Genomic DNA, 22,745 nt, shown 5'->3' on the forward strand with positions numbered 1-22,745 from the left:
CATGAAGAATTTACTAAATAGACTGATAAATCATGAAAGCATCTCAAGCGAAGAAGCCAAACAGGCCTTGGTCAATATATCAAATGGTATGTACAACCATAGTCAAATAGCTTCGTTTCTCACGGTGTACATGATGCGCAATATCACACTTGAAGAACTTAGGGGTTTTAGAGACGCCCTTCTGGAATTGTGTATTGCCATTGATTTAAAAGAATTTAACGCCATTGATTTATGCGGAACAGGTGGTGACGGAAAAGACACGTTTAATATTTCTACTTTAGCGTCTTTTGTAACAGCTGGTGCTGGCGTGAATGTGGCTAAGCATGGGAATTATGGCGTATCATCGGCCTGTGGATCATCAAATGTTATGGAATATTTAGGCATTAAATTTTCAAATGATGAAGATTTCCTAAAACGCTCTATTGATAAAGCAGGTATTTGTGTGTTACATGCACCGTTATTCCATCCTGCCATGAAAAACGTGGCTCCCATCAGACGTGAATTGGGTGTCAAGACTTTTTTCAATATGTTGGGCCCCATGGTTAATCCATCGTTTCCAAAAAACCAAATGGTCGGTGTTTTTAATTTAGAATTATTGCGTCTTTACGGATATTTATATCAAAATACGGATAAGAACTACTCCATAGTTCACGCTTTGGATGGCTATGATGAAATTTCATTAACTGGTAAGGCCAAAGTGATTTCAAACCAATCAGAGCGTATGTTTGCACCAGAAGATCTAGGGGTTTCACAAATAAATGAGGACGCTATTTTTGGAGGTGACTCAATTGAAGAGGCTGCCAAAATATTCATGGATGTGATACAAGGAAAAGGAACCGAAGCCCAAAACAATGTGGTTTGTGCCAATGCCGGTTTGGCCATCGCCACAACCAAGCAAATAGACCACAAACAAGGTTTTGAATTAGCCAAGGAATCATTACTTTCCGGTAAAGGACTGAAAGCGTTACAAACATTAATTGAGTTGAGCAAATGACCATTCTAGATAACATAGTAGCTGATAAGCGGATAGAAGTTGATTTAAAAAAATCAATAATTCCTGTCAAACAATTGGAACAATCTGCCTTGTTTAATAGAAATACAATATCATTGGCAAACAATTTAAAGAACAGTGATTCGGGCATTATAGCAGAACACAAACGCAGATCACCCTCAAAATCTATAATCAATCAAAAATCAAATGTATTTGATGTAGCAAAAGGCTATGAAAACGCTGGTGTTTGTGGCATGTCTGTATTAACCGATGGCAAGTATTTTGGTGGTTCATTAGACGATTTGTTGGTTGCAAGAGCCAGTTGTAATTTACCATTGCTACGGAAAGAATTTATAATTGATGAGTATCAAATCATAGAAGCCAAAGCTTATGGCGCCGATGTAATTTTATTGATTGCAGCTATTTTAACCAGACATGAAATCAAGCAATTTTCTGAATTGGCCAAAAGCTTACAACTTGATGTCCTTTTAGAAGTCCATAATGAAGAGGAACTCCACAAATCCATTATGCCAAGCCTGGATATGTTGGGTGTGAACAACAGAAATCTCAAAACCTTTGAAGTCAGTTTAGATATTAGCAAAACCTTGAGTAAGCTTATCCCAAACAACTTTGTAAAAGTGTCTGAAAGTGGCATTAGCTCAATAGAAGCTATTAAAGAACTAAAACCTTACGGCTACCAAGGATTTTTAATAGGTGAAAATTTTATGAAAACAGACAATGCAGGAGAAAGCTCTAAACAATTCATTAAAAACCTGACAAAATGAAGCTAAAAGTCTGTGGCATGAAATATCTGGATAACATAGAACAGGTTGCGGCTTTGCATCCAGACTATCTGGGCTTTATATTTTACGAAAAATCAGCACGCTACTTTGATGGTGAAATTCCTAAAATTTCAAAATCCATAAAAAAAGTAGGCGTATTTGTTAATGCTGAAATAAATGATATACTTGAAAAAATAAATGCATATCATTTGCAGGTTGTACAACTTCATGGTCATGAATCTCCAGAGTATTGTGAAAAATTGAAACGTCATTACGAGGAGGGAAACGACGAAGTAATCCCTTCAAAAGATACAGATTGCTTCAACTCAAAAAAAGAGTCTCGCAATGACAACCAATTAGAAATCATCAAAGTATTTTCAATCAAGGATCATTTTAATTTTGATTTGTTGGAACCCTATGAATCCGTTTGTGATTACTTTTTGTTCGATACCAAGGGCAAATTACCAGGAGGCAACGGCTATACATTTGATTGGACTATTTTAAACAAATACCCATCTAACAAACCATTCTTTTTAAGTGGTGGCATTGGCTTGGAAGCATTAGAAAACATCATACAATTTCAAAAAAATAAGGCTTCAAAATATTGTTTCGCTATCGATGTGAACAGTCAATTTGAAATAGAGCCTGGATTAAAAGACATTGAAAAACTAAAAGAATTTAAATCTCAACTATGAGCTATAATGTAAACGAAAAAGGATACTATGGTGAATTTGGGGGAGCTTACATCCCTGAAATGCTCTATCCTAATGTAGAAGAATTGCGCCAAAACTATCTTAAAGTCATGGCCGAACCTTCCTTTAAAAAAGAGTTCAACCAGCTTTTAAAAGATTATGTGGGACGTCCTTCACCTCTTTATTTCGCCAAGCGATTAAGCGAAACATATAACACCAAAATTTATTTAAAACGTGAGGACCTCAACCACACAGGAGCCCACAAAATCAACAATACTATTGGACAGATTTTAATGGCCAAACGATTAGGAAAAAACAGGATTATAGCCGAAACCGGTGCCGGTCAGCATGGTGTGGCAACTGCTACTGTTTGTGCCCTTATGGGATTGGAGTGCATTGTGTATATGGGTGAAATTGATATTGCACGACAAGCACCCAATGTAGCCCGAATGAAAATGCTTGGAGCTACCGTTGTGCCGGCCTTATCGGGTAGCAGAACGTTGAAAGATGCTACTAATGAAGCCATTCGTGATTGGATTAATAATCCTGTTGACACACATTATATTATTGGTTCTGCAATTGGCCCACATCCCTATCCTGATATGGTAACACGGTTTCAGTCTGTTATTTCAGAGGAAATCAAATGGCAGTTACAAGAACATGAAGGCCGTGAAAACCCTGATTATGTGGTGGCGTGTATTGGTGGTGGCAGTAACGCTGCCGGAACCTACTATCATTTTTTGCATGAAGACGATGTAAATATCATTGCTGTGGAAGCAGCTGGTTTGGGCATTGACTCTGGCGAGAGTGCCGCAACATCTGTTTTAGGTAAAGAAGGGATTATTCATGGTTGCAAAACCCTGTTGATGCAAACCAAAGATGGACAAATCACAGAGCCCTACTCTATTTCCGCTGGATTGGATTACCCTGGCGTTGGCCCCATGCATGCTCATTTAGCAAAAACCGGGCGCGCCGAATTTATGTCAATTACCGATGATGACGCCATGAAAGCAGGTTTGAAATTATGCCAGTTGGAAGGCATTATTCCCGCCATTGAAAGCTCACATGCCTTAGCTATTTTTGAACATAAAACATTCAAACCAGATGATATAATTGTCGTTAGCTTATCTGGAAGAGGTGATAAAGATTTAGATACCTATATCAATTATTTTAAACTTTAAGTTTTTTTCGATGAATAGAATACAACAAAAATTACAAGAAAACAAAAAACTGCTTTCTATATATTTTACGGCTGGTTATCCTAATTTGGACGACACGGTTTCCATCATTCAAGACTTAGAAAAAAACGGTGTTGATATGATTGAAATAGGCTTGCCCTTTAGCGATCCACTGGCTGACGGACCAACCATTCAAGCTAGTTCTACACAAGCTCTAAAAAATTGTATGACCACAGAAGTCCTTTTTAACCAATTAAAGGATATCCGGAAAACGGTTCAAATTCCATTAATCATTATGGGCTATTTCAACCCAATGTTACAATACGGTGTAGAAGCATTTTGTGAAAAATGTAAGGAAATTGGCATAGATGGCTTAATCATTCCTGATTTACCTGTTGATGTGTATAGTGAACAATACCAAAGCATCTTTGAAAAATACGGCTTAATCAATGTCTTTTTAATTACGCCTCAAACCAGTGTAGAACGCATCAACTTTATCGATTCCATTTCAAACGGATTTATCTACATGGTCAGTAGTGCCAGTGTAACAGGAAGCCAGTCTGGTTTTGGAACAGAACAAACGGATTACTTTAAACGAATTGCAGCTATGAACCTAAAAAATCCACAAATTATTGGGTTTGGAATTTCAGACAATAAGACCTTTTCGCAAGCCACAGAATATGCAAAAGGAGCCATTATTGGTAGTGCTTTTATAAAACATTTAAACAGTAATGGAACACGTTCAATCAAATCTTTTTTACAATCAATTTTAATTGATAAAAAATAGCTAAACAGATAATTAACTAGGCTGGTAGTTCGCTTTTTATCAAAAATTTTAACAATTACATCAAGGGTTTTAAGACGTTTTTAATAAAATTTCGCCTCAATATTTTTATCTTATGATTGAATCTTAAAAAGAAAAATTATGGGAATTATAAAAGACAAAAAGAAATTTGAACGATCTAAAGAACAAAAAAATCCAATTGATACAAACATCGATATTGACAACCATAAGGAAACATTTGATATTGACGAAAAAACAATAAAAAAACAGCAAAACAAAAAATAATGAGTATCCGACTTTTTTCATCAGAAAAAGTTTTATTAAAAATTAAAAAGGCACCATATAGTTTGGTGCTTTTTTTAAAGATTTAACAAGAAAAAGTCGTCTTTCTAACGACTAATTGAGAACTTTGTAGTTCAAAAAATTGCCATGGATACTGTTCAAAAAATAGTTATTGTCGGAGCTGGATTTGCCGGATTGCGGCTTGCTCAAGACTTAATAAACAACCCAAATTTTGAAATTTACTTAATTGACAAGCACAACTTTCATCAATTTCAACCATTGATGTATCAAGTAGCCACGGCTCGGTTGGAACCTGCAAGTATTTCTTTTCCACTGCGGAAAGTATTTCAAAAGGCTAAAAATGTTAAGATTAGAATTGCCAAGGTGAAGCATGTTGATTACAACAAAAAATTCATAACAACATCAATTGGAACATTTGATTATGATCATTTAGTAATCGCAATAGGCTGTACCACCAATTATTTTGGAAATAACAATTTGAAGGATTATGCTTATCCCATGAAAACCATTCCAGAGGCCATTCAGCTTAGGAACCGTATTCTGCAAACTTTTGAAGATGCTTTAAATACCACGGACCAAGACAAACTTCAATCCTTATTAAATTTTGTGATTGTTGGCGGTGGCCCAACCGGAGTTGAGTTGGCAGGCGCTTTATCAGAAATGAAACGTTATATTCTTCCTAAGGATTATCCTGATAAAGATTTCTCTAAATTAACCATTTACCTATTGGAAGGTGCACCCCACACACTGAACCCCATGAGTGAAGGTTCAAAAAAAATGTCCCAAAAATATCTAGAAGAGTTGGGGGTTATTGTTAAAACCAATACGATTGTTAGCGATTATGACGGCTCGGTCGTTACTTTGAACAATGGCGAGAAAATACATTCTAAAAATGTTATTTGGGCAGCCGGTGTTACTGGTAACTTTATTGAAGGGTTTCCTAAAGAAAGCTTTACAAGAGGAAACCGATTAGTCGTCAACCGATTTAATGAAGTTAAACATTTAGAACATGTTTATGCCTTGGGAGATATTGCCTTTATGGAAACCCAAAAGTATCCACATGGGCACCCTCAGGTTGCAAGTGTTGCACTTCAGCAGGCTGAACTGTTGGCTAAAAACCTTAAAAGCATTAGTAAACAAAAAGCCAAAAAAGAATTTGAATATACCGATAAAGGCTCCATGGCCACTATAGGCAAACGCAAGGCAGTTGTTGACCTACCCAAGTTCAGTTTTCAAGGGCGCATGGCCTGGTTTACCTGGATGTTTATCCACCTCATGCTGATACTGAGCGTTAAAAACAAGCTTTTAATTTTTATGAACTGGACCATTAGCTATTTTAATAACGACAGCACCTTGAGAATCATCATGAAACCTGCCAAAAATAAGGTTAAAACCAAAGTAGATTAATTCCCTTAAAATCAGTTCTCTCCTAACTATTTAAATCATTCAGCTTATAAGCGAAAAGGTTATAGTGTTAAAATTCTATAAAAATTAATTTAAACAAACGTTTAATTTAAACAAATGTTTAAATTTGCGTCGTAATTTCAAAATTTAAGTGTTGTGGAATTAAACGATAAGCAAATTCAAATTCTGGAAACCGCCGAAAAATTATTTTCAGAAAACGGTTTTGATGGTGCTTCTGTTCGCCAAATAGCAAAAGCAGCAGAGGTTAACATAGCCATGATTTCATATTATTTTGGATCAAAGGAAAAGTTGTTGGAATCACTTTTCTTATACAGAATGTCTGATTTTAAAATGCAATTGGAGTCTGTAATTTCAAAAAACACTTCTTACATTGAAACTTTGGATGCTATCATAGCCTTAATTGTTAAACGTGTTCACCGAAATAGGCGCACCCATAAAATCATCAATTTTGAGTATTCCAATAGTTGTCGACAAATTGACTTTGAAAGTTACTTGGAACAGAAAAAGGAAAACCTAAAGGTGATTGAGACCTTTGTTAAAAACGGCCAAAAAGAAGGCGTGTTTATCAAAAACGTAAATATCAATTTGCTAACGCCTACCATTTTAGGGACCTACTTTCATTTTTATTACAACAAAAAATATTACAAAACCTTATTGAATCTGGAAGATGATAATTCCATTGAACAGTATGTTCATAACGAACTTACGCATCATATACAAAACACAGTAAAAGCATTACTCACTTATGACAAGTAAATTTTTAACCAGCCTTGTTATTGTATTTATTAGCATATCAAACCTCAAGGCACAACAGATACAACCAATAACCCTTGAAGAGGCCGTACAGATGGCTTTGCAAAACAGTGACGCCTCAAAACTGGCGGACACAAAGGTTTTATCTGCCCAAAACGAATTAAACGTTACCAAAAACCTGCAATATCCCGATGTAAAATTATCAGGACAGTACCTGTATTTGGCCAATGCAAATGTCGATTTAAAAATAAATACAGGCAATAACTCTGGTTCAAGCAACACAGGAAACAACAATGCTCCAAATGTCCATCAATTATTACTTGGACAAGCAAATGTTTCGCTTCCTTTATTTTCTGGTTTTAAACTTAATAACACCATTAAGGCCAGTGAAAGTTTGTATAAAGCAGCCGATTATAAATCAAAAAACGACAAGGAACAACTCAGCCTTGAGGTCATTAACGATTATTTGAGCTTATACAAAGCAAGGCAAACCATTATCCTTATTGAAACTAATTTAAAAAGTGCCCACCAGCGTGTCGTTGATTTTTCAGCAAAGGAACAAAACGGTTTACTGGCAAGAAATGATTTACTGAAAGCCCAAATCCAAGAATCAAACATTGAATTATCACTTGAAGATGCCAAAAAAAATGAAGCTATTTTAAACTATCGGTTAGCGATGCTTTTAAAACTTCCGGAAGGCACCAAAACTGATATTGTTGCTCCAGAATTTGGCTTGGTTTCAAACCAACCTGTAACAGATGTTATCAATAGAAATGATTTGGAAGCCCTTCGGTATCAAGAACAAGCTGCTGAACAGCAAATAAAAGTGGCCAAGAGCAAATATTTTCCATCGCTAGCATTATCAGGCGGTTACATTGCTTTGGATTTACAAAACGCATTGACCGTTACCAATGCCATGAATATTGGTATTGGTGTTTCGTATAACCTATCGGATTTATTCAAGGCTAAAAGTGATGTTAGGTTGGCCAAGACGAAAACCAAAGAACTTCAGTATACAATCAATATGAAGACCGATCAAATAAAGGTTGACATAGAAAATGCCAAACAAGATTATCAATTGGCAATAAAAAAATATCATGTGTATACAGAATCACAAATACAAGCCGAAGAAAATTATCGCATTGTAAAAGACAAGTATGACAATGGTTTGGCCGATACCAATGATTTACTGGAAGCTGACGTTGATCAACTTCAAGCCAAACTAAATGTAGCTTATGCCAAGGCAGGTATTACCCAAAAATATTACGAATTATTGGCCGCTCAAGGTCAACTCAACAACACATTAAATCAACAATAATTCTTTTATCAACATGGAACAAAAGAAAAAGACCAATAAAAAATTTATCATCATTATTTCTGTATTAGTTTCCATAGGAGTTATTTATGGAAGTTACAAATTCATTCACTCCTTATCACACGAAGAAACCGATGATGCCCAAATAGAAGCCAACATGAATCCCATAATTCCGCATGTAGGAGGTTATATTAAAAAGGTATATGTTACAGACAATCAAAAAGTACAAAAAGGCGACACCCTATTTGTGATTGACGATAGGGATTACGTGGTTCAACTTGAGCAAGCCAAAGCTCAACTGGCAGCTGCTGAAAGTGGTTTAACAGTCTCGCAAGTCAGCATTGGCTCTTATAAAGCTAATACGTCAACTGCAGAAGCTCAGGTAAACTCAACGAAGAGTACCATTGAAACTGCAAAAACCAAATTATGGCGAGCTACTAATGATTTTGAGCGTTATGAAAATCTGTATAAAAACCATTCCATAACGGCTCAACAATATGAACAAGCATTGGCTGCCAAACAAGAAGCCGAACAGCAATTAGAAACATTACAAAGTCAGCAAAAAGCAACACAAAGCCAAAAGAATGCTGCAGTACAACAAACCCAAATTTCAGAAAAACAAGTATCTGTTGCAGAGGCCAATGTAAAAAGCGCCCAAGCTCAAGTAGATGCTGCAAAACTGAATTTAAGCTATACGGTTGTCACTGCTCCTATTGATGGGCAATTGTCAAATGTAAGCATACAAACCGGACAGTTTGTTCAACCGGGACAAGCATTGTTCTATTTGGTTAACACTCAAGAAAAATGGGTAGTGGCTAATTTTAAGGAAACCCAACTGGAAAAAATGGAAATTGGCCAAAAAGTAAGCATTAAGGCCGATGCGTTTCCTGGTGAAACATTCCAAGCTGAAGTATCAGCTTTCTCACCAGCCACAGGGGCTCGTTTTTCATTGTTGCCGCCGGATAATGCAACTGGAAACTTTGTAAAAACCATTCAGCGGTTACCGGTAAAAATAGACTTCACAAAAAACAACGATTCCAATAAATTACAAAAATTACGTTCAGGAATGAACGTGGTTGTCGATGTCCATTTAAAATAAATTATGCTACAAGACGAAAACGACTTAGTAGAATACGGCTTCAGACGGGTTATTATAACTATTACGGCTATTCTGTGTGCCCTTTTGGAAATAGTGGATACAACCATTGTCAATGTGGCGCTCAATGATATGCGTGGTAGTTTGGGAGCATCGTTAACTGATATTGCTTGGGTAATAACCGCTTACGCTATTGCCAACGTCATCATCATACCCATGACCAGTTGGCTGTCAAAACAATTTGGCAGGCGCAATTATTTTGCCACCTCAATTATCATTTTCACGATGGCTTCCTTTTTATGTGGTAACGCTGATAATATTTGGGAGCTGGTCATTTTTAGGTTTATTCAAGGTTTAGGTGGTGGTGCGCTGTTAGTTACGGCCCAAACCATCATTACCGAAAGTTATCCAGTTGCGAAACGTGGTATGGCGCAAGCCATTTACGGCATGGGTGTTATTGTTGGACCAACTTTAGGGCCTCCTTTAGGTGGTTATTTGGTAGATAATTACTCATGGCCTTACATCTTTTATATCAATCTCCCTATTGGTATTTTAGCTGCTTTTTTGACTTTTATTTATGTTAGAAGTCCAAAATACGGCAAAAAACTAAGAGCAAATCAAGTCGATTGGATAGGGATAGTGCTTTTGGCTACGTTTATTGGGTCTTTACAATTTGTCTTGGAACACGGTCAACAAGACGATTGGTTTAACAATGGTCTTATTGTGGCCTTAAGCGTCGCTTCATTATTTGGTTTAATTCTTTTTATATGGCGCGAAATGACCTACGAACATCCCATTGTAAATTTAAGGGTACTAAAGGATGGCAATCTAAGAATAGGAACCATTATGACTTTTATTATGGGATTTGGTTTGTATGGTTCAACGTTTATCATTCCTATTTATACGCAATCCGTTTTAGGTTTTACAGCCACAGATGCCGGTTTGCTACTCATCCCCAGCTCAATTACCACGGGAATCATGATGCCGTTTATTGGTAAGATGTTACAAAATGGTGTGCCTCAAAAATATCTGGTCACTGGTGGATTTACCATCTTTTTCATTTATAGCTTATGGATGTATCTCATTATGACCCCAGATACTGGAGCGGAACATTTCTTTTGGCCTTTAGTGGTTAGAGGTATTGGTTTGGGACTACTATTTGTACCTATCACCACACTGTCATTATCCACATTAAAAGGCAAGGATATTGGGGATGGCGCAGCGTTTACTGGTATGACACGGCAATTGGGCGGTTCCTTTGGAATAGCTATCATCACAACATTTATTGCTCGTTGGACTCAACAACATCGCGTGGATTTGTTGCCAAACATAACGGCCGTGGACTTTAACGTACAACAACGCCTACATGGTTTGCAGCAACTTTTTATAAGTAAAGGGTATGCTATCAATGAAGCCTTAAATAAAGCCTATAAGATGTTGGATTATACAGTTAATAGACAAGCCACCGTTTTATCTTATATGGATGTTTTTATTTTTCTGGGTGTTTTATTCTTGCTCTGTGTTCCTTTTGTGCTATTGATAAAAAAGGGAGCTGGAAAGATAGATACCAGTGCAGCTCATTAGATAGATTTGTATAAGAATAGATTGAATACAGTAAAATACCTCAAACATTTCAAAACGTTTTGTTATTTTAAAAAAACTAAAAACAATATTTTTAACGTATATTTTATATTATCAATCTTAATTCTGTAAACATGAAAAAAAACCTTAGTGCCATTGTATTTGCCATTGCCATTGTTATCGCCTCAGTTATATTGGGACATGCCGTAATTAATAGAAACAAAAAAGCAGGAACCATATCAGTTACAGGATTGGGAAAAACCGATTTTACTTCAGACCTTATTGTTTGGGAAGCCAAATTTTCGCAAGTAAACAGCGATTTAAAACAGGCCTATGCCGATTTAAAAAAAGACAAGGAAACCATTTCTGAATACTTCAAATCAAAAGGATTAAGTGATAGCGTCATTGTTTTTAACGCTGTTGAAACCAATAAAAACTTCAAACAAAACTACACCTCAGACGGGAAATATCTGGGACAAGAATTTACTGGCTACACATTAAGCCAAACGGTTCAGATTAATTCTAAAGATGTTGAAAAAGTCGAAAAAATTTCCAGGGAGGTCACAGAACTGTTAAACAAAGGCATTCAACTGTATTCCATGGCGCCAAGATATTATTACACAAAATTGGAAGATCTAAAAATTGAAATGGTTTCCAGAGCGACTGAAAATGCACGCTTACGAGCCAAAAGCATTTCAGAGAATTCTGGAGCTAGCTTAGGCGAACTATCCACTGCGCAAATGGGAATTTTTCAAATTACTGGACAAAACTCCAATGAAGACTATTCTTGGGGAGGTGCCTACAATACCTCATCAAAGGAAAAAACAGCTTCCATTACCATGAAACTCACCTATTTGGTGAAATAACTTTTAACATCATAAAACACCTTTCACTTTTTATTGGTCTTAGCTTTATGATATTACCATAAAATTCATTATCATTAAGACTATGAAATGTCCGTTAACAATTAATTTCAAACCAAGCAAAATGATAATTGGGGCATTCCATCTGACCTTTAAAAAAGCATATAAGTATTAACAGATGAAAGACATTGAAAATATTGAACTGGCTTACCTGAGTTTAGACGACTATCAGGAACTTAAAAAAGCCATGATAGCATCTTACACAACCATGCCAGATGCCATTTGGGATGAACACCACATTAGGACGTTGATTAAAAAATTCCCGGAGGGCCAGGTTGTTATAAAAATAAACAATCATATAGCCGGCTGTGCCTTATCCATTATTGTAGATTACAGCAAATTTGATGACAACCATACCTACAAAGAAATAACGGGAAATTACACCTTTAATACGCATACCAATACTGGAGACATGATGTATGGAATTGACATATTCATCAAACCAGAATTTAGAGGATTGCGTTTAGGCAGACGACTTTACGACTACAGAAAAGAGCTGTGCGAACGATTAAACTTGAAAGGTCTTGCTTTTGGTGGAAGAATTCCTAATTACCATAAATATTCAGATGCCCTAACACCTAAAGAATATATTGAAAAGGTTAGACGAAAAGAAATCCATGATCCGGTTTTGAACTTTCAAATATCCAATGATTTTCATCCAGCTAGGATTTTAAAAAATTATTTGGAAGGGGATGCCTCATCGCAAGAATATGCCGTACTGCTGGAATGGGACAATATTTATTACGAAAAAAACAACAAAAAGGCTACTACAGTAAAAAAAATTGTTCGACTGGGCTTGGTGCAATGGCAAATGCGGTTGTATAAAGACTTGGATGAATTGATGCAGCAAGCCGAGTTTTTTGTGGATGCTGTTTCTGGATATCGCAGTGATTTTGCATTGTTTCCAGAGTTTTTCAACGCCCCTTTAATGGCCGAAAACAATCATTTATCAACTCCTGAGGCCATTCGTGAATTAGCAAAACACACCAATGAAATAGTACAGCGCTTTTCAAGATTGGCCATCTCATACAACATCAACATCATAACAGGAAGCATGCCCGAAATGGTTGGCAATACACTTCACAATGTCGGTTATTTATGCCGTCGTGATGGTAGTATGGAACGTTATGAAAAATTACACGTTACACCCGATGAAGCCAAGGTTTGGGGTATGGTTGGTGGCAACCAGTTAAAAGCGTTTGATACGGATTGTGGTAAAATAGGCATCTTGATATGTTACGATTCTGAATTCCCCGAATTAAGCAGGTTATTAGCTGATGAAGGCATGGATATTTTATTTATTCCCTTTTTAACCGATACCCAGAATGGCTTTTCCCGCGTGAGGCATTGTGCCCAAGCCCGTGCCATTGAAAACGAATGCTATGTAGCCATTGCAGGCAGTGTTGGTAATTTACCAAAGGTTCAAAACATGGATATCCAGTTTGCACAATCCATGGTATTTACACCTTGTGATTTTGCGTTTCCTACCAACGGTGTTAAGGCCGAAGCAACCCAAAATACCGAAATGATTTTAATAGCAGATGTTGATATTGATTTGTTGAGAGAGCTCAATCAGTTTGGAAGTGTGAGAAACTTAAAAGATCGACGTAAGGATCTTTTCGAACTAAAAAAATTACCATAATTTTTAACTTTAAAAATAAACAAACCATTTCCATTAAACCTTGTTGAAAAAAAAATGTCTTATGCATCGTATTAACAATTTAAAACAATATCCAATGAAATTCAATAGCTTAACAATCGTTATTCTGGCATTAGGTTTAATTGGCTTTACCCAAGCAAACGCCCAAAACAAAAAACCCGATCCCCAAAAAATGTTTAACAGCATTGACACCAACAAAGATGGTTCTATCTCTTTAGAAGAATTTAAAGCAAAAAAAAGAAAGCAAGAAGTAAAACCAGAGGTGTTAGAAAAAAGATATGCTCACATGGATGCTGACAACAATGGTTCTGTTACTTTAGAAGAATTTAAAGCTGGGCTTGCAAAAGGCAAAGGCATGAAAGACAAAAAGAAAAAAGAAAAATAGACATTCTGTTTATCCTTGATTTTTAATATAACCCATGAGCATTCATGGGTTATATTTTTTTTACATTTGGCCATGTTTTTATTTTAATCAACAACCAATGCCATTAAACATTGTTCTTATTGAACCCGAAATTCCCAATAACACAGGTAACATAGGTCGGTTAGCACTAGCAACCGGATCAAAATTGCATTTGGTAAGACCTTTTGGTTTTGAGATTGATGATGCCCGTTTGAAACGCGCTGGATTGGATTACTGGCAACACCTTGAAGTCATTTATTATAACAACACTGAAGAATTTTTTGATAAAAACAAAAATGCCAATATGGTGTTTTTGTCCAGTCATGGTACACAAAACCATTGGGATATTAAATATTTGGACAATATGTTTTTGGTATTCGGAAAAGAATCGGTTGGATTGCCAAAGCCCATACTAAAAGAACACGCCGAAAATTTGTTTAAAATCCCAATGTACAGTTCTAAAGTGCGCAGTCTTAACCTAGCGAACGCTGTTGGAATCGTTGTATATGAAGGTTTAAAATTTTTGGATTTGTAGTTGATTAACAACTGATACAACCACAATATTTATCACTCTTTGCCTTTTCAAAACATTCTTTGCCTTCTTTAAACGCAAAATACGAAAGCGCCAAGGTTCCAATACTATCTATGTAAGATATTTGAAATAGTTCGTAAATTCCACTACTCAACAGTAAAATAACAGACATGTAAATGCAAACCATGGTGCAATTTGCATCTGCTAGAATAGGTTCAGAATTTAATTGATTTCCAACCTTTCGTTTCCAGGCAACCAGTATCCACATTACCAGTATTGAAAGAACCGATATAATCAATCCCCAAAACGTCGTTATAGGCTTATGGTCAATCCAAATATTATAGAAGCTTGTTATAACTAACCCAATTACAAGTAAATAAAAAGCATACCCAGTAACTTTTAAAGCCGTTCTTTCAAAGTCATCCCGTTTACTATCTGGATTCTTTTTTATTCTGATGATCATATGTGCTATTCCAAGTCCGGAAATGACTTCTATAAAACTATCTGAACCAAAACCAAACAAGGTCAAACTTTCGTCTTCAAACCCCAAAAACGTTGAAACCACACCTTCAGCTATGTTATAAACTATAGTGAAAATGGCTAATCCAAAAGCTATTTTATACAATTGCTTTGTATCTGGCATGAGTTATTGTGCTTTAATTCTTTTAAAATTACGAAAAAAACAAGCACTTCAAGATTTTACATACGTTCTGGCACATTAATACCCAATAGGCCAAAGGCGCTCTTGATGGTCAATGCCACTTTTTTGGATAGCTGAACCCTAATGATTTTTTCATTTAAGTCATCGGCACCTAAGATGGATACATTCTGGTAAAACGAATTGAATTCCTTAACCAAATCATAGGTATAATTGGCTATCAAAGCAGGGCTGTGGGTGTCTGCGGCATTTTGTATAACTTCAGGAAATAATTCCAACTGTTTGATTAATTCCTTTTCTTTTTGATGCAAAGACAGCTCGTCTGCGTTCAGGGTTATATTATATTCAAAATCGGCTTTCCGGATTATGGATTGTATCCTGGCGTAAGTATATTGAATAAAAGGTCCTGTATTTCCTTGAAAATCTATGGATTCTTTAGGATCGAACAGAATTCGCTTTTTAGGATCCACTTTCAAAATAAAATATTTTAACGCTCCTAAACCAATGGTTTTGTAAAGGTCCTGTTTTTCAGTTTCAGAATACCCATCAAGTTTACCAAGCTCTTCAGATATTTCTCCTGCTGTAGCTGCCATTTCATCAATTAAATCATCGGCATCAACCACGGTTCCTTCCCTACTCTTCATTTTTCCCGAAGGTAAATCAACCATACCATAACTTAGATGGTATAGGTTATCGGCCCAATCAAATCCTAATTTCTTTAAGATTAAAAACAACACTTTAAAATGGTAATCTTGCTCATTTCCAACGGTATAAACCATACCGCCAACATCTGGAAAATCCTTGATTCGCTGAATGGCCGTTCCGATATCCTGGGTCATGTAAACCGCTGTTCCATCTGCTCGCTGCACAATTTTTTTATCCAAACCATCTTGGGTCAAATCGCACCAAACCGAACCGTCTTCCTCTTTTTCAAAAACGCCTTTTTTTAATCCTTCTGCCACAAATTCCTTTCCTAACAAGTAGGTATTGCTTTCATAATACAGCACATCAAAATCAACACCTAAATTTTTATAGGTAATATCAAAACCATCATACACCCAATGGTTCATCATGTTCCATAAAGCCACGATTTCTTTATCTCCAGCTTCCCATTTTTGAAGCATGTTTTGGGCATCTAACAAAATTGGTGCTTGTTTTTTGGCTTCTTCTTCTGTTTTACCTTGACCAATCAAGATTTCAATTTCTTTCTTGTATTCTTGGTCAAACTTCACATAATAATTACCAACCAATTTATCACCTTTTAAGCCTGTACTTTCTGGCGTTTCACCGTTTCCAAATCGTTTCCATGCCAACATACTTTTACAAATATGGATGCCTCTATCATTAATGATTTGGGTTTTGTAAACTTTCTTGCCAGATGCCTTTAAAATTTCGGCTACACTATAGCCTAATAAGTTATTCCTAATATGACCTAAATGAAGCGGTTTATTGGTATTTGGCGAGGAGTATTCAACCATGACGGCTTTATCCTGTGCTTTGGGCCGTACAAAACCATATTGGTCATCCGTATAGATAGTATTGAAAAACTGAATGTAATAGGCGTCTTTAATTTCAATGTTCAAAAATCCTTTCACCACATTAAATGCCTTGACCTCACCTACATTATAAACTAAATAATTACCAATATCCGTTCCTATTTGCACGGGATTTCCTTTAACAAAACGAAGCATTGGGAAAATAACGACTGTAATATCTCCCGCAAATTCCTTACGGGTAGCTTGAAATTCCACAGTATCTATTGAAACACCGTAAGATGATTGCACCGCTTGTTTGACGTGGTTTAATAAGGTTTCTTGAAGATTCATTAATCGTGTTTTTTTAGGTGAGCAAAGATAAAACTTTTATCAATGTTTGTTTGCTAAAATGCGCTTTAATAGTCATCTGCACACAAAAGAAGTACAGTACCGCAATTTGAAAAATTCTGCCTCTGAAAACAACTCAAAAGAATATACATTTATTTGTACAAAAACAATTTCAACCTTGCATTTTTTCTATGTTTTTTGCCGTTCATCTATTCGTCGATTTTTTGATAAATGATCATGTTCATTTAATCTAATTTATTGGTAGAAAAACGCAGAAATTAGATTTTTAAAATGGTTTTTGCAACTTTTGTTTGTGTATTGCTATTATAATTCAAAAATATATTATTTATTTTTTAAAACTAACTAAGTACAACTCAAGTAACGTAGTCTTAATTCCCTCAACAAGAAACATTATATGATTATAATATTACCGGTTGTATTCTAATATATTGTATGAGGAAAATAATTACTTTGATTCTATTTTTATCGGTGTTCTTTGGTTTTTCTCAAACTAAAGAGATAGATAGTCTTTCCTTACAATTAGCGTTTCAAGAATCAGATAGTTTAAAAGTTGAAACCTCCATAAAACTTATCAAGAAGCTTTATGATATCCAAGAATACGATAGAGCATTAAAATATATCTTTGAAAGTGAAAAGCTTTCAAGTAACATAAATTACACGTTGGGCATTGCTGAAGTGACCTACTACAAATCCTTAATTTACGCCAAAAAGGATGATTACATCAATGCTATGTCTGGTTATACCAAATCAAAAGCCTTATTTGGTCAATTACAAGACACTCTAGGTATAGCAAAAGTCAATAATAGTATAGGATTAATTGAGATTAATAGGGGCAATTACATAAAAGGGTTGCAATATTCTTTAGCTGCCATAAAAGAGCTGGAGAAAAACCATTTATATCCAGACTTGTCTTCTGCATACTTTAATGTGGCTAGGGCCTATTACAAAATGAATGCCTATGATAAAGCCATTGACTTTTACCAAAAAACACTGGAACTTCAAAAGCAATTGAACAATACGGATGGCATAATAGAGTCCAATAGCCGATTGGCCGAAATGTACTCCATTCAAAAAGAATACAGAAAATCCATTGAATATTACGAAACCGTCTTAAAGTATGTAGAAAACAATAATGATTCCATTAGAGGTAACATTTTGCCAAAATTAGGAGGTGAATATTTAAAGTTCAATGATTACGATAAAGCAGCAAATTATTTACTTCAGGGATTGGCCCTTAACAGAAAATCACAAAACAAACTGGGGCTGACCACTGCTTTAAACAATCTTGGAGAATTAAATTTACGCCAAAAGAAATTAATTCTTGCTGAAAATCAGCTGCAAGAAGCAGGTGCCATTGCTAAATCCATTAACAATAAACCAGAACTACTCAGGTATTACGGCTTAATGAAATCTTTGGATTCTGCCAGAAATAAATTTCAAAGTGCATTTGTTTGGCAACGGCAATACTATCACCTTAAAGACTCCCTTGAAAAAAAGGAAATCATCAAAGATACCATATCTGATGCTACACTTGAACTAAACCCTGACTTTGTTTCATCTACAGATACTTCAAAAATGGAAGCGTCTCAAGGCGAAACATTTTTAGTTTCCAGCAAATACAATAGACTACAATTTATTTTTTATGCCTTATTGGCCGCCTTAGCTATAGTCTCTACATTTTTAATCTTAATTTATCTTAAGCGAAATAATAGCATCAAATACACCCAAGAGCTTGAAGAAAAAAACATAAAAATTGAATTACAGAACAAAGCCTTTCAAGAACAGACCGAACATCTTGAAAATGTCAACAACGTTAAAGACAAACTTTTCTCAATTGTGTCGCATGATTTGAAAGATTCGCTTTCCTCTATCAATGGCTTTATTGATTTATTAAGAGATGGATCCTTAACCCGTGAAGAATTTGATAACTTAATTCCGGAATTGAGTGAAAATGCCAATAATGCATCCTTATTATTGTTTAACTTGCTTAATTGGTCCAAGTCACAAATGCAATCTTTGGAACCAAATCCTAGTTTGTTTGATGTTCAAGAAGTTTTTGAAGATAAAATAAAATTAATTGAGCAACGACTGGAAAGCAAAGGCATTGACTTAATAGATCACTCCCTACGTGATTTTGTCTATGCTGACAAAAGCATGTTTGAAATTGTAATTCAAAACCTATTGGCTAATGCCGTGAAATTCTGTAAAAAAGGTGATACCATTACGGTTTCAAACCACATAAGTAATGGAAGTTGTATTATAAGTGTAGCCGATACCGGTGTTGGAATATCAAAAGAAAACATTGAAAAACTATTTAAAAACAATTCCTTTACAACCATTGGTACTAAAAACGAAAAAGGAACCGGGCTTGGTTTATCTATTTGTAAAGAGTTGGTTGAGTTAAACCATGGTAAAATTTGGGTTGAAAGCAATTTAAACGTTGGCAGTACTTTCTATGTACAATTGCCTAAATCTAAACCATCATAACTTAAGCTTGAGGTAAAAACACCTCAGCCATCATACAGCGCGCGCTTCCGCCACCACAAGTTTCAATAGTATCCAAAGAACTGGCCACAATATCTGTATTATGCTTTTTAAGGGTTTCTATTTGATTATTTGTAAGTGAATCATAAGCTGCTTGGCTCATTACTAGATACAATTTATTATTAGCCCCTTTCACCTGCAACATGTTACCAGCAAAATTATTGACTTGAGATTCTGTTATATCAATAATTTCTTTTCCGTCTTCTTTTAAATGCTTAATCACATTCTTGCGCTCTTTCTTGTCATCAATACTTGCTAAACAAATGACGGCAAATGTTTCTCCTAGAGCCATCATCACGTTGGTATGATAAATGGGCATTCGCTTTCCATTAACCGTTTGATTGGCAGTAAAAACAACAGGTGTGTATTCAAAATCTTCACAAAATTCAATAAGCAAGTCTTCATTAGCTCTGGGTGACAAGGCACAATAGGCTTTTCTATGAACTCTATCCAACAAAAGGCTTCCCGTCCCTTCAAGAAAAACAGATACTGTTTCGGCATCTGTGTAATCAACTATTTGGTTGATTTCAAAACCCTTTTCTTCCAACAAATCCAAAATATCCTCACGACGCTCAAACCTGCGATTTTCAGCAAACATGGGGTATAACCCTACATTTCCATTTTGGTGAAAAGATATCCAATTATTTGGGAAAATAGAATCGGGTGTATTAGGTTCAACAGTATCTTGAACTACAATCACATTAACTCCAATATTTTGAAGTTTTTTCACAAAAGCATCAAATTCTTGTTGCGCTTTGGCATTAACGGTTTCGGGCAATACATTATCGATTGCTTTTTGATAATAGTTATTAACTGCTGTTTGCTCGTTCATCCTGAAATTAACAGGACGAACCATTAAAATGGTATTTGTAGTTTGTTGCATTACTGATAAATTATGCTACAAAAGTAAGTCTATTTGAATAGATATAAGGATTTGGTTCTATCTTTTTGATTGACAAAACTTAAGATTGCACATCAATTTATAAATTAAGATAAATAAAAAACTCAGTCCCTAATCAATGGCAATGTGGAGCAACGCAATAAACCTTCTTGCTTGGCAATTTCAGCATAAGGCACTTCTTCAACCGTAAATCCTTGCTCTCGTAACCAGGTATTCAGCCGTGTGAAGTTTTTTTCTGAAATAATGACCTCTTCAGAAATGGAGAACACATTACTGTTCATGTTGTACATTTCCTCTTTGGTGATTTCAAAAACATTGTCTTTACCAAAAAAATCAACCAGCCACTGGTACTCGCGTTCTATAAGAAAGCCGTTTTTGTGCAGAATAGCCTTATTGGTTCCTATGGGCTGAAAGCAACAATCTAAATGCAGTGCATTTTCTTTAGGGTCTGTATTGGATTTTCTTAGCTCAAAGCTCTTAACCGTTTTATGAGGAAACAGTTCCTGAATGGCTATAACGGCATCCATATTGGTTCTGGCGGTAATATAATCTGGATAATCATCACCAGAATAGGTTCCCACAAAAATATAGTCATTCCATGGCATCACATCTCCGCCTTCGGCATGACATTCCTCTGGCAGGATTATTCTATTTTCAGGAGCTATTTGTTCCCAAACATAACGTATGGCTTCTATTTCTTTTTCCCTATTGGGTAAAATATTTGCCCTGATGATTTTATCCTCGATAACAAAAGCTATATCACGCGAAAAAATCTGGTTACAATCTTTGATGACTTCTGGTCTATATACTGTGACATCATATTTTTTAAAAACAGCAGCCACCGCTTCCATTTCAATGATCATATCTTCCTCCTTAGGATACGTTCCTGCTTTTATGTGCTCTATACTTTTAGGGTCGTAACAATCCTCGATTTTTGGAACAGGCCCATTGCTTTGCGCGGTTCCCAAAATAACAGATCGCAATCTGGAAGTTTCATTTTGTATATTGAGCTGTATCATGGCGCTAAGATAAAAAAAAGCCTCATAGAAACTATGAAGCTTTTTATTTTGAATTGTATAATTTATCGTTTATCAATCTCCACAAAAGATCGTTGTGTAGCTCCAACATAAAGTTGTCTTGGTCTACCAATTGGTTCTTTTCCTAAACGCATTTCACGCCATTGTGCGATCCATCCTGGCAAACGTCCAAGGGCAAACATAACCGTGAACATATCTGTAGGTATGCCCATAGCTCTGTAAATGATACCTGAATAGAAATCAACATTTGGATACAATTTACGGTCAACAAAATACGGATCTTGTAAAGCTTCTTTTTCTAATCCTTTGGCTATGTCCAATATAGGATCTTCAACACCTAAATCTTCTAAAACCTCATCGGCTGCCTTTTTAATGATTCGCGCTCTGGGGTCGAAATTTTTATACACACGGTGACCAAATCCCATTAAACGGAATGGATCATCTTTGTCCTTAGCTTTAGCCATATACTTTTTGGTATCACCTCCATCAGCTTTTATGGCTTCAAGCATTTCTAAAACAGCCTGATTGGCTCCACCATGAAGCGGCCCCCAAAGTGCTGAAATTCCAGCTGAGAGTGATGCAAAAAGACCTGCATGGGATGAACCTGTAATTCTAACGGTAGAAGTAGAACAGTTTTGCTCGTGGTCTGCATGTAAAATCAACAGTTTGTCAAGCGCATCAACCAAAACCCTGCTTTGTGTATATTCTTCATTTGGTTGTCTAAACATCATTTTCAAAACGTTCTCAACATATCCAAGATTTTTATCACCGTAGTCTAACGGTAATCCTTGTTTTTTTCTATGTGTCCAAGCTACCAATACTGGGAATTTACCCATTATCTTAACGATGGCACGGTACATATCCTCTTCAGAATTAACATTTACTGAAGATGGATTAAATGCTGTTAATGCACTGGTAAGGGACGATAAAACTCCCATTGGATGACCAGATTTAGGAAACGCATCCAGAATTTTTTTTATGTCTTCATCAACTACTGATTGCGCTTTTATATCTGCATGAAATTTATCACGTTGTGCTTGAGTGGGAAGTTCTCCAAAAATCAACAGAAACGCTACTTCTAAAAAATCTGCTTTTTCAGCCAATTCCTCAATAGAATAGCCACGGTATCTCAAGATTCCTTTTTCACCATCTAAAAACGTAATGGCACTCTCACAAGAACCCGTGTTTTTATACCCAGAATCCAACGTAATTATTCCTCCTGTTGCACTTCTTAGATTGGAAATATCTATGGCAACCTCATTCTCTGTTCCTATTTTTAACGGGAATTCGTGTTTTTCCCCATTAATCTCTAAAGTAGCAGTATTTGACATGTTTTTTTAAAT

21 protein-coding genes are annotated in these 22,745 nt (G+C 35.8%); 16 read left to right on the top strand and 5 right to left on the bottom strand.

Going from position 1 to position 22,745, the window contains the following annotated elements; translation table 11 throughout:
• The first annotated feature begins 1 nt into the window (after nucleotide 1).
• The 15 genes from trpD to IEW94_RS10315 all read left to right on the top strand — a co-directional run bounded on the left by trpD (nucleotide 2) and on the right by IEW94_RS10315 (nucleotide 14,421).
• The gene (trpD, locus tag IEW94_RS10245) at nucleotides 2–994 is read left to right on the top strand and encodes an anthranilate phosphoribosyltransferase (protein WP_188652633.1); all 993 of its coding nucleotides are present in this window, start codon (nucleotides 2–4) and stop codon (nucleotides 992–994) included.
• Nucleotides 991–1,776: an indole-3-glycerol phosphate synthase TrpC gene (gene trpC / locus IEW94_RS10250; RefSeq protein ID WP_188652635.1), complete on the top strand. Its 786-nt coding sequence runs from the start codon at nucleotides 991–993 to the stop codon at nucleotides 1,774–1,776. Before trpD ends, trpC begins: the two co-directional genes overlap by 4 nt.
• Nucleotides 1,773–2,468, top strand: a complete 696-nt coding sequence (locus IEW94_RS10255; RefSeq protein WP_188652637.1) for a phosphoribosylanthranilate isomerase — start codon at nucleotides 1,773–1,775, stop codon at nucleotides 2,466–2,468. Before trpC ends, IEW94_RS10255 begins: the two co-directional genes overlap by 4 nt.
• Nucleotides 2,465–3,646 (top strand): tryptophan synthase subunit beta, encoded by a 1,182-nt coding sequence (trpB, locus tag IEW94_RS10260; RefSeq protein WP_188652639.1) that lies wholly within the window; start codon nucleotides 2,465–2,467, stop codon nucleotides 3,644–3,646. Before IEW94_RS10255 ends, trpB begins: the two co-directional genes overlap by 4 nt.
• A gap of 10 nt (nucleotides 3,647–3,656) precedes the next feature.
• Nucleotides 3,657–4,430, top strand: coding sequence for a tryptophan synthase subunit alpha (trpA, locus tag IEW94_RS10265; RefSeq protein WP_188652641.1), 774 nt, complete (start codon nucleotides 3,657–3,659; stop codon nucleotides 4,428–4,430).
• Between the two features lie 138 nt (nucleotides 4,431–4,568).
• A complete protein-coding gene (locus IEW94_RS10270; RefSeq protein WP_188652644.1) occupies nucleotides 4,569–4,712 on the top strand; it encodes a hypothetical protein in 144 nt (47 codons plus the stop codon).
• 144 nt (nucleotides 4,713–4,856) lie between these two features.
• The gene (locus tag IEW94_RS10275) at nucleotides 4,857–6,137 is read left to right on the top strand and encodes an NAD(P)/FAD-dependent oxidoreductase (RefSeq protein ID WP_188652646.1); all 1,281 of its coding nucleotides are present in this window, start codon (nucleotides 4,857–4,859) and stop codon (nucleotides 6,135–6,137) included.
• A gap of 153 nt (nucleotides 6,138–6,290) precedes the next feature.
• The gene (locus IEW94_RS10280; RefSeq protein WP_188652648.1) at nucleotides 6,291–6,911 is read left to right on the top strand and encodes a TetR/AcrR family transcriptional regulator; all 621 of its coding nucleotides are present in this window, start codon (nucleotides 6,291–6,293) and stop codon (nucleotides 6,909–6,911) included.
• Nucleotides 6,901–8,226, top strand: a complete 1,326-nt coding sequence (locus IEW94_RS10285; protein ID WP_188652650.1) for a TolC family protein — start codon at nucleotides 6,901–6,903, stop codon at nucleotides 8,224–8,226. The genes IEW94_RS10280 and IEW94_RS10285 overlap by 11 nt, the downstream gene beginning before the upstream one ends.
• A 13-nt stretch (nucleotides 8,227–8,239) precedes the next feature.
• The gene (locus IEW94_RS10290) at nucleotides 8,240–9,322 is read left to right on the top strand and encodes an HlyD family secretion protein (protein ID WP_188652652.1); all 1,083 of its coding nucleotides are present in this window, start codon (nucleotides 8,240–8,242) and stop codon (nucleotides 9,320–9,322) included.
• Between the two features lie 3 nt (nucleotides 9,323–9,325).
• The gene (locus IEW94_RS10295) at nucleotides 9,326–10,903 is read left to right on the top strand and encodes a DHA2 family efflux MFS transporter permease subunit (RefSeq protein ID WP_188652654.1); all 1,578 of its coding nucleotides are present in this window, start codon (nucleotides 9,326–9,328) and stop codon (nucleotides 10,901–10,903) included.
• A 131-nt stretch (nucleotides 10,904–11,034) separates the two neighbouring features.
• On the top strand, nucleotides 11,035–11,766 hold the full coding sequence (locus tag IEW94_RS10300) for an SIMPL domain-containing protein (protein WP_188652656.1): 732 nt from the start codon (nucleotides 11,035–11,037) through the stop codon (nucleotides 11,764–11,766).
• A gap of 175 nt (nucleotides 11,767–11,941) precedes the next feature.
• Complete coding sequence (locus IEW94_RS10305; protein ID WP_188652658.1) at nucleotides 11,942–13,465, top strand: carbon-nitrogen hydrolase family protein; 1,524 nt, start codon at nucleotides 11,942–11,944, stop codon at nucleotides 13,463–13,465.
• 40 nt (nucleotides 13,466–13,505) lie between these two features.
• Nucleotides 13,506–13,868, top strand: coding sequence for an EF-hand domain-containing protein (locus IEW94_RS10310; RefSeq protein WP_188652660.1), 363 nt, complete (start codon nucleotides 13,506–13,508; stop codon nucleotides 13,866–13,868).
• Nucleotides 13,869–13,965: 97 nt separating this feature from the next.
• Nucleotides 13,966–14,421, top strand: coding sequence for a tRNA (cytidine(34)-2'-O)-methyltransferase (locus IEW94_RS10315; protein WP_188652662.1), 456 nt, complete (start codon nucleotides 13,966–13,968; stop codon nucleotides 14,419–14,421).
• A gap of 4 nt (nucleotides 14,422–14,425) precedes the next feature.
• Here IEW94_RS10315 and IEW94_RS10320 read toward each other — a convergent pair whose 3' ends face one another.
• Both IEW94_RS10320 and argS read right to left on the bottom strand, forming a co-directional pair.
• Entirely contained in the window at nucleotides 14,426–15,061 is a 636-nt protein-coding gene (locus IEW94_RS10320; protein WP_188652664.1) for a cation efflux transmembrane domain-containing protein, read from the bottom strand.
• 56 nt (nucleotides 15,062–15,117) lie between these two features.
• On the bottom strand, nucleotides 15,118–16,902 hold the full coding sequence (gene argS / locus IEW94_RS10325; protein WP_188652666.1) for an arginine--tRNA ligase: 1,785 nt from the start codon (nucleotides 16,900–16,902) through the stop codon (nucleotides 15,118–15,120).
• A gap of 450 nt (nucleotides 16,903–17,352) precedes the next feature.
• Here argS and IEW94_RS10330 point away from each other — a divergent pair, with 450 nt between their 5' ends.
• Nucleotides 17,353–19,407 (top strand): tetratricopeptide repeat-containing sensor histidine kinase, encoded by a 2,055-nt coding sequence (locus IEW94_RS10330; protein WP_188652668.1) that lies wholly within the window; start codon nucleotides 17,353–17,355, stop codon nucleotides 19,405–19,407.
• A gap of 1 nt (nucleotide 19,408) precedes the next feature.
• Here the strand turns inward: IEW94_RS10330 and ctlX are convergent, their stop codons facing one another.
• From ctlX to IEW94_RS10345, 3 genes are all read right to left on the bottom strand, one after another.
• Nucleotides 19,409–20,347, bottom strand: a complete 939-nt coding sequence (gene ctlX, locus IEW94_RS10335; RefSeq protein ID WP_188652670.1) for a citrulline utilization hydrolase CtlX — start codon at nucleotides 20,345–20,347, stop codon at nucleotides 19,409–19,411.
• A 122-nt stretch (nucleotides 20,348–20,469) separates the two neighbouring features.
• On the bottom strand, nucleotides 20,470–21,384 hold the full coding sequence (locus IEW94_RS10340; RefSeq protein WP_188652672.1) for a dimethylarginine dimethylaminohydrolase family protein: 915 nt from the start codon (nucleotides 21,382–21,384) through the stop codon (nucleotides 20,470–20,472).
• A gap of 62 nt (nucleotides 21,385–21,446) precedes the next feature.
• A complete protein-coding gene (locus tag IEW94_RS10345) occupies nucleotides 21,447–22,733 on the bottom strand; it encodes a citrate synthase (RefSeq protein ID WP_188652680.1) in 1,287 nt (428 codons plus the stop codon).
• Nucleotides 22,734–22,745: the final 12 nt, after the last annotated feature.

The organism is Yeosuana aromativorans (assembly GCF_014646655.1).
Taxonomy (GTDB): Bacteria; Bacteroidota; Bacteroidia; order Flavobacteriales; family Flavobacteriaceae; genus Yeosuana; species Yeosuana aromativorans.

Excerpts from the sequence above, each read along its gene's own strand:
- trpD (WP_188652633.1), top strand. The coding sequence starts at position 2 with ATGAAGAATTTACTAAATAGACTGATAAATCATGAAAGCATCTCAAGC.
- trpC (WP_188652635.1), top strand. The coding sequence starts at position 991 with ATGACCATTCTAGATAACATAGTAGCTGATAAGCGGATAGAAGTTGAT.
- IEW94_RS10255 (WP_188652637.1), top strand. The coding sequence starts at position 1,773 with ATGAAGCTAAAAGTCTGTGGCATGAAATATCTGGATAACATAGAACAG.
- trpB (WP_188652639.1), top strand. The coding sequence starts at position 2,465 with ATGAGCTATAATGTAAACGAAAAAGGATACTATGGTGAATTTGGGGGA.
- trpA (WP_188652641.1), top strand. The coding sequence starts at position 3,657 with ATGAATAGAATACAACAAAAATTACAAGAAAACAAAAAACTGCTTTCT.
- IEW94_RS10270 (WP_188652644.1), top strand. The coding sequence starts at position 4,569 with ATGGGAATTATAAAAGACAAAAAGAAATTTGAACGATCTAAAGAACAA.
- IEW94_RS10275 (WP_188652646.1), top strand. The coding sequence starts at position 4,857 with ATGGATACTGTTCAAAAAATAGTTATTGTCGGAGCTGGATTTGCCGGA.
- IEW94_RS10285 (WP_188652650.1), top strand. The coding sequence starts at position 6,901 with ATGACAAGTAAATTTTTAACCAGCCTTGTTATTGTATTTATTAGCATA.
- IEW94_RS10290 (WP_188652652.1), top strand. The coding sequence starts at position 8,240 with ATGGAACAAAAGAAAAAGACCAATAAAAAATTTATCATCATTATTTCT.
- IEW94_RS10295 (WP_188652654.1), top strand. The coding sequence starts at position 9,326 with ATGCTACAAGACGAAAACGACTTAGTAGAATACGGCTTCAGACGGGTT.
- IEW94_RS10300 (WP_188652656.1), top strand. The coding sequence starts at position 11,035 with ATGAAAAAAAACCTTAGTGCCATTGTATTTGCCATTGCCATTGTTATC.
- IEW94_RS10305 (WP_188652658.1), top strand. The coding sequence starts at position 11,942 with ATGAAAGACATTGAAAATATTGAACTGGCTTACCTGAGTTTAGACGAC.
- IEW94_RS10315 (WP_188652662.1), top strand. The coding sequence starts at position 13,966 with ATGCCATTAAACATTGTTCTTATTGAACCCGAAATTCCCAATAACACA.
- IEW94_RS10320 (WP_188652664.1), bottom strand. The coding sequence starts at position 15,061 with ATGCCAGATACAAAGCAATTGTATAAAATAGCTTTTGGATTAGCCATT.
- argS (WP_188652666.1), bottom strand. The coding sequence starts at position 16,902 with ATGAATCTTCAAGAAACCTTATTAAACCACGTCAAACAAGCGGTGCAA.
- IEW94_RS10330 (WP_188652668.1), top strand. The coding sequence starts at position 17,353 with ATGAGGAAAATAATTACTTTGATTCTATTTTTATCGGTGTTCTTTGGT.
- ctlX (WP_188652670.1), bottom strand. The coding sequence starts at position 20,347 with ATGCAACAAACTACAAATACCATTTTAATGGTTCGTCCTGTTAATTTC.
- IEW94_RS10340 (WP_188652672.1), bottom strand. The coding sequence starts at position 21,384 with ATGATACAGCTCAATATACAAAATGAAACTTCCAGATTGCGATCTGTT.
- IEW94_RS10345 (WP_188652680.1), bottom strand. The coding sequence starts at position 22,733 with ATGTCAAATACTGCTACTTTAGAGATTAATGGGGAAAAACACGAATTC.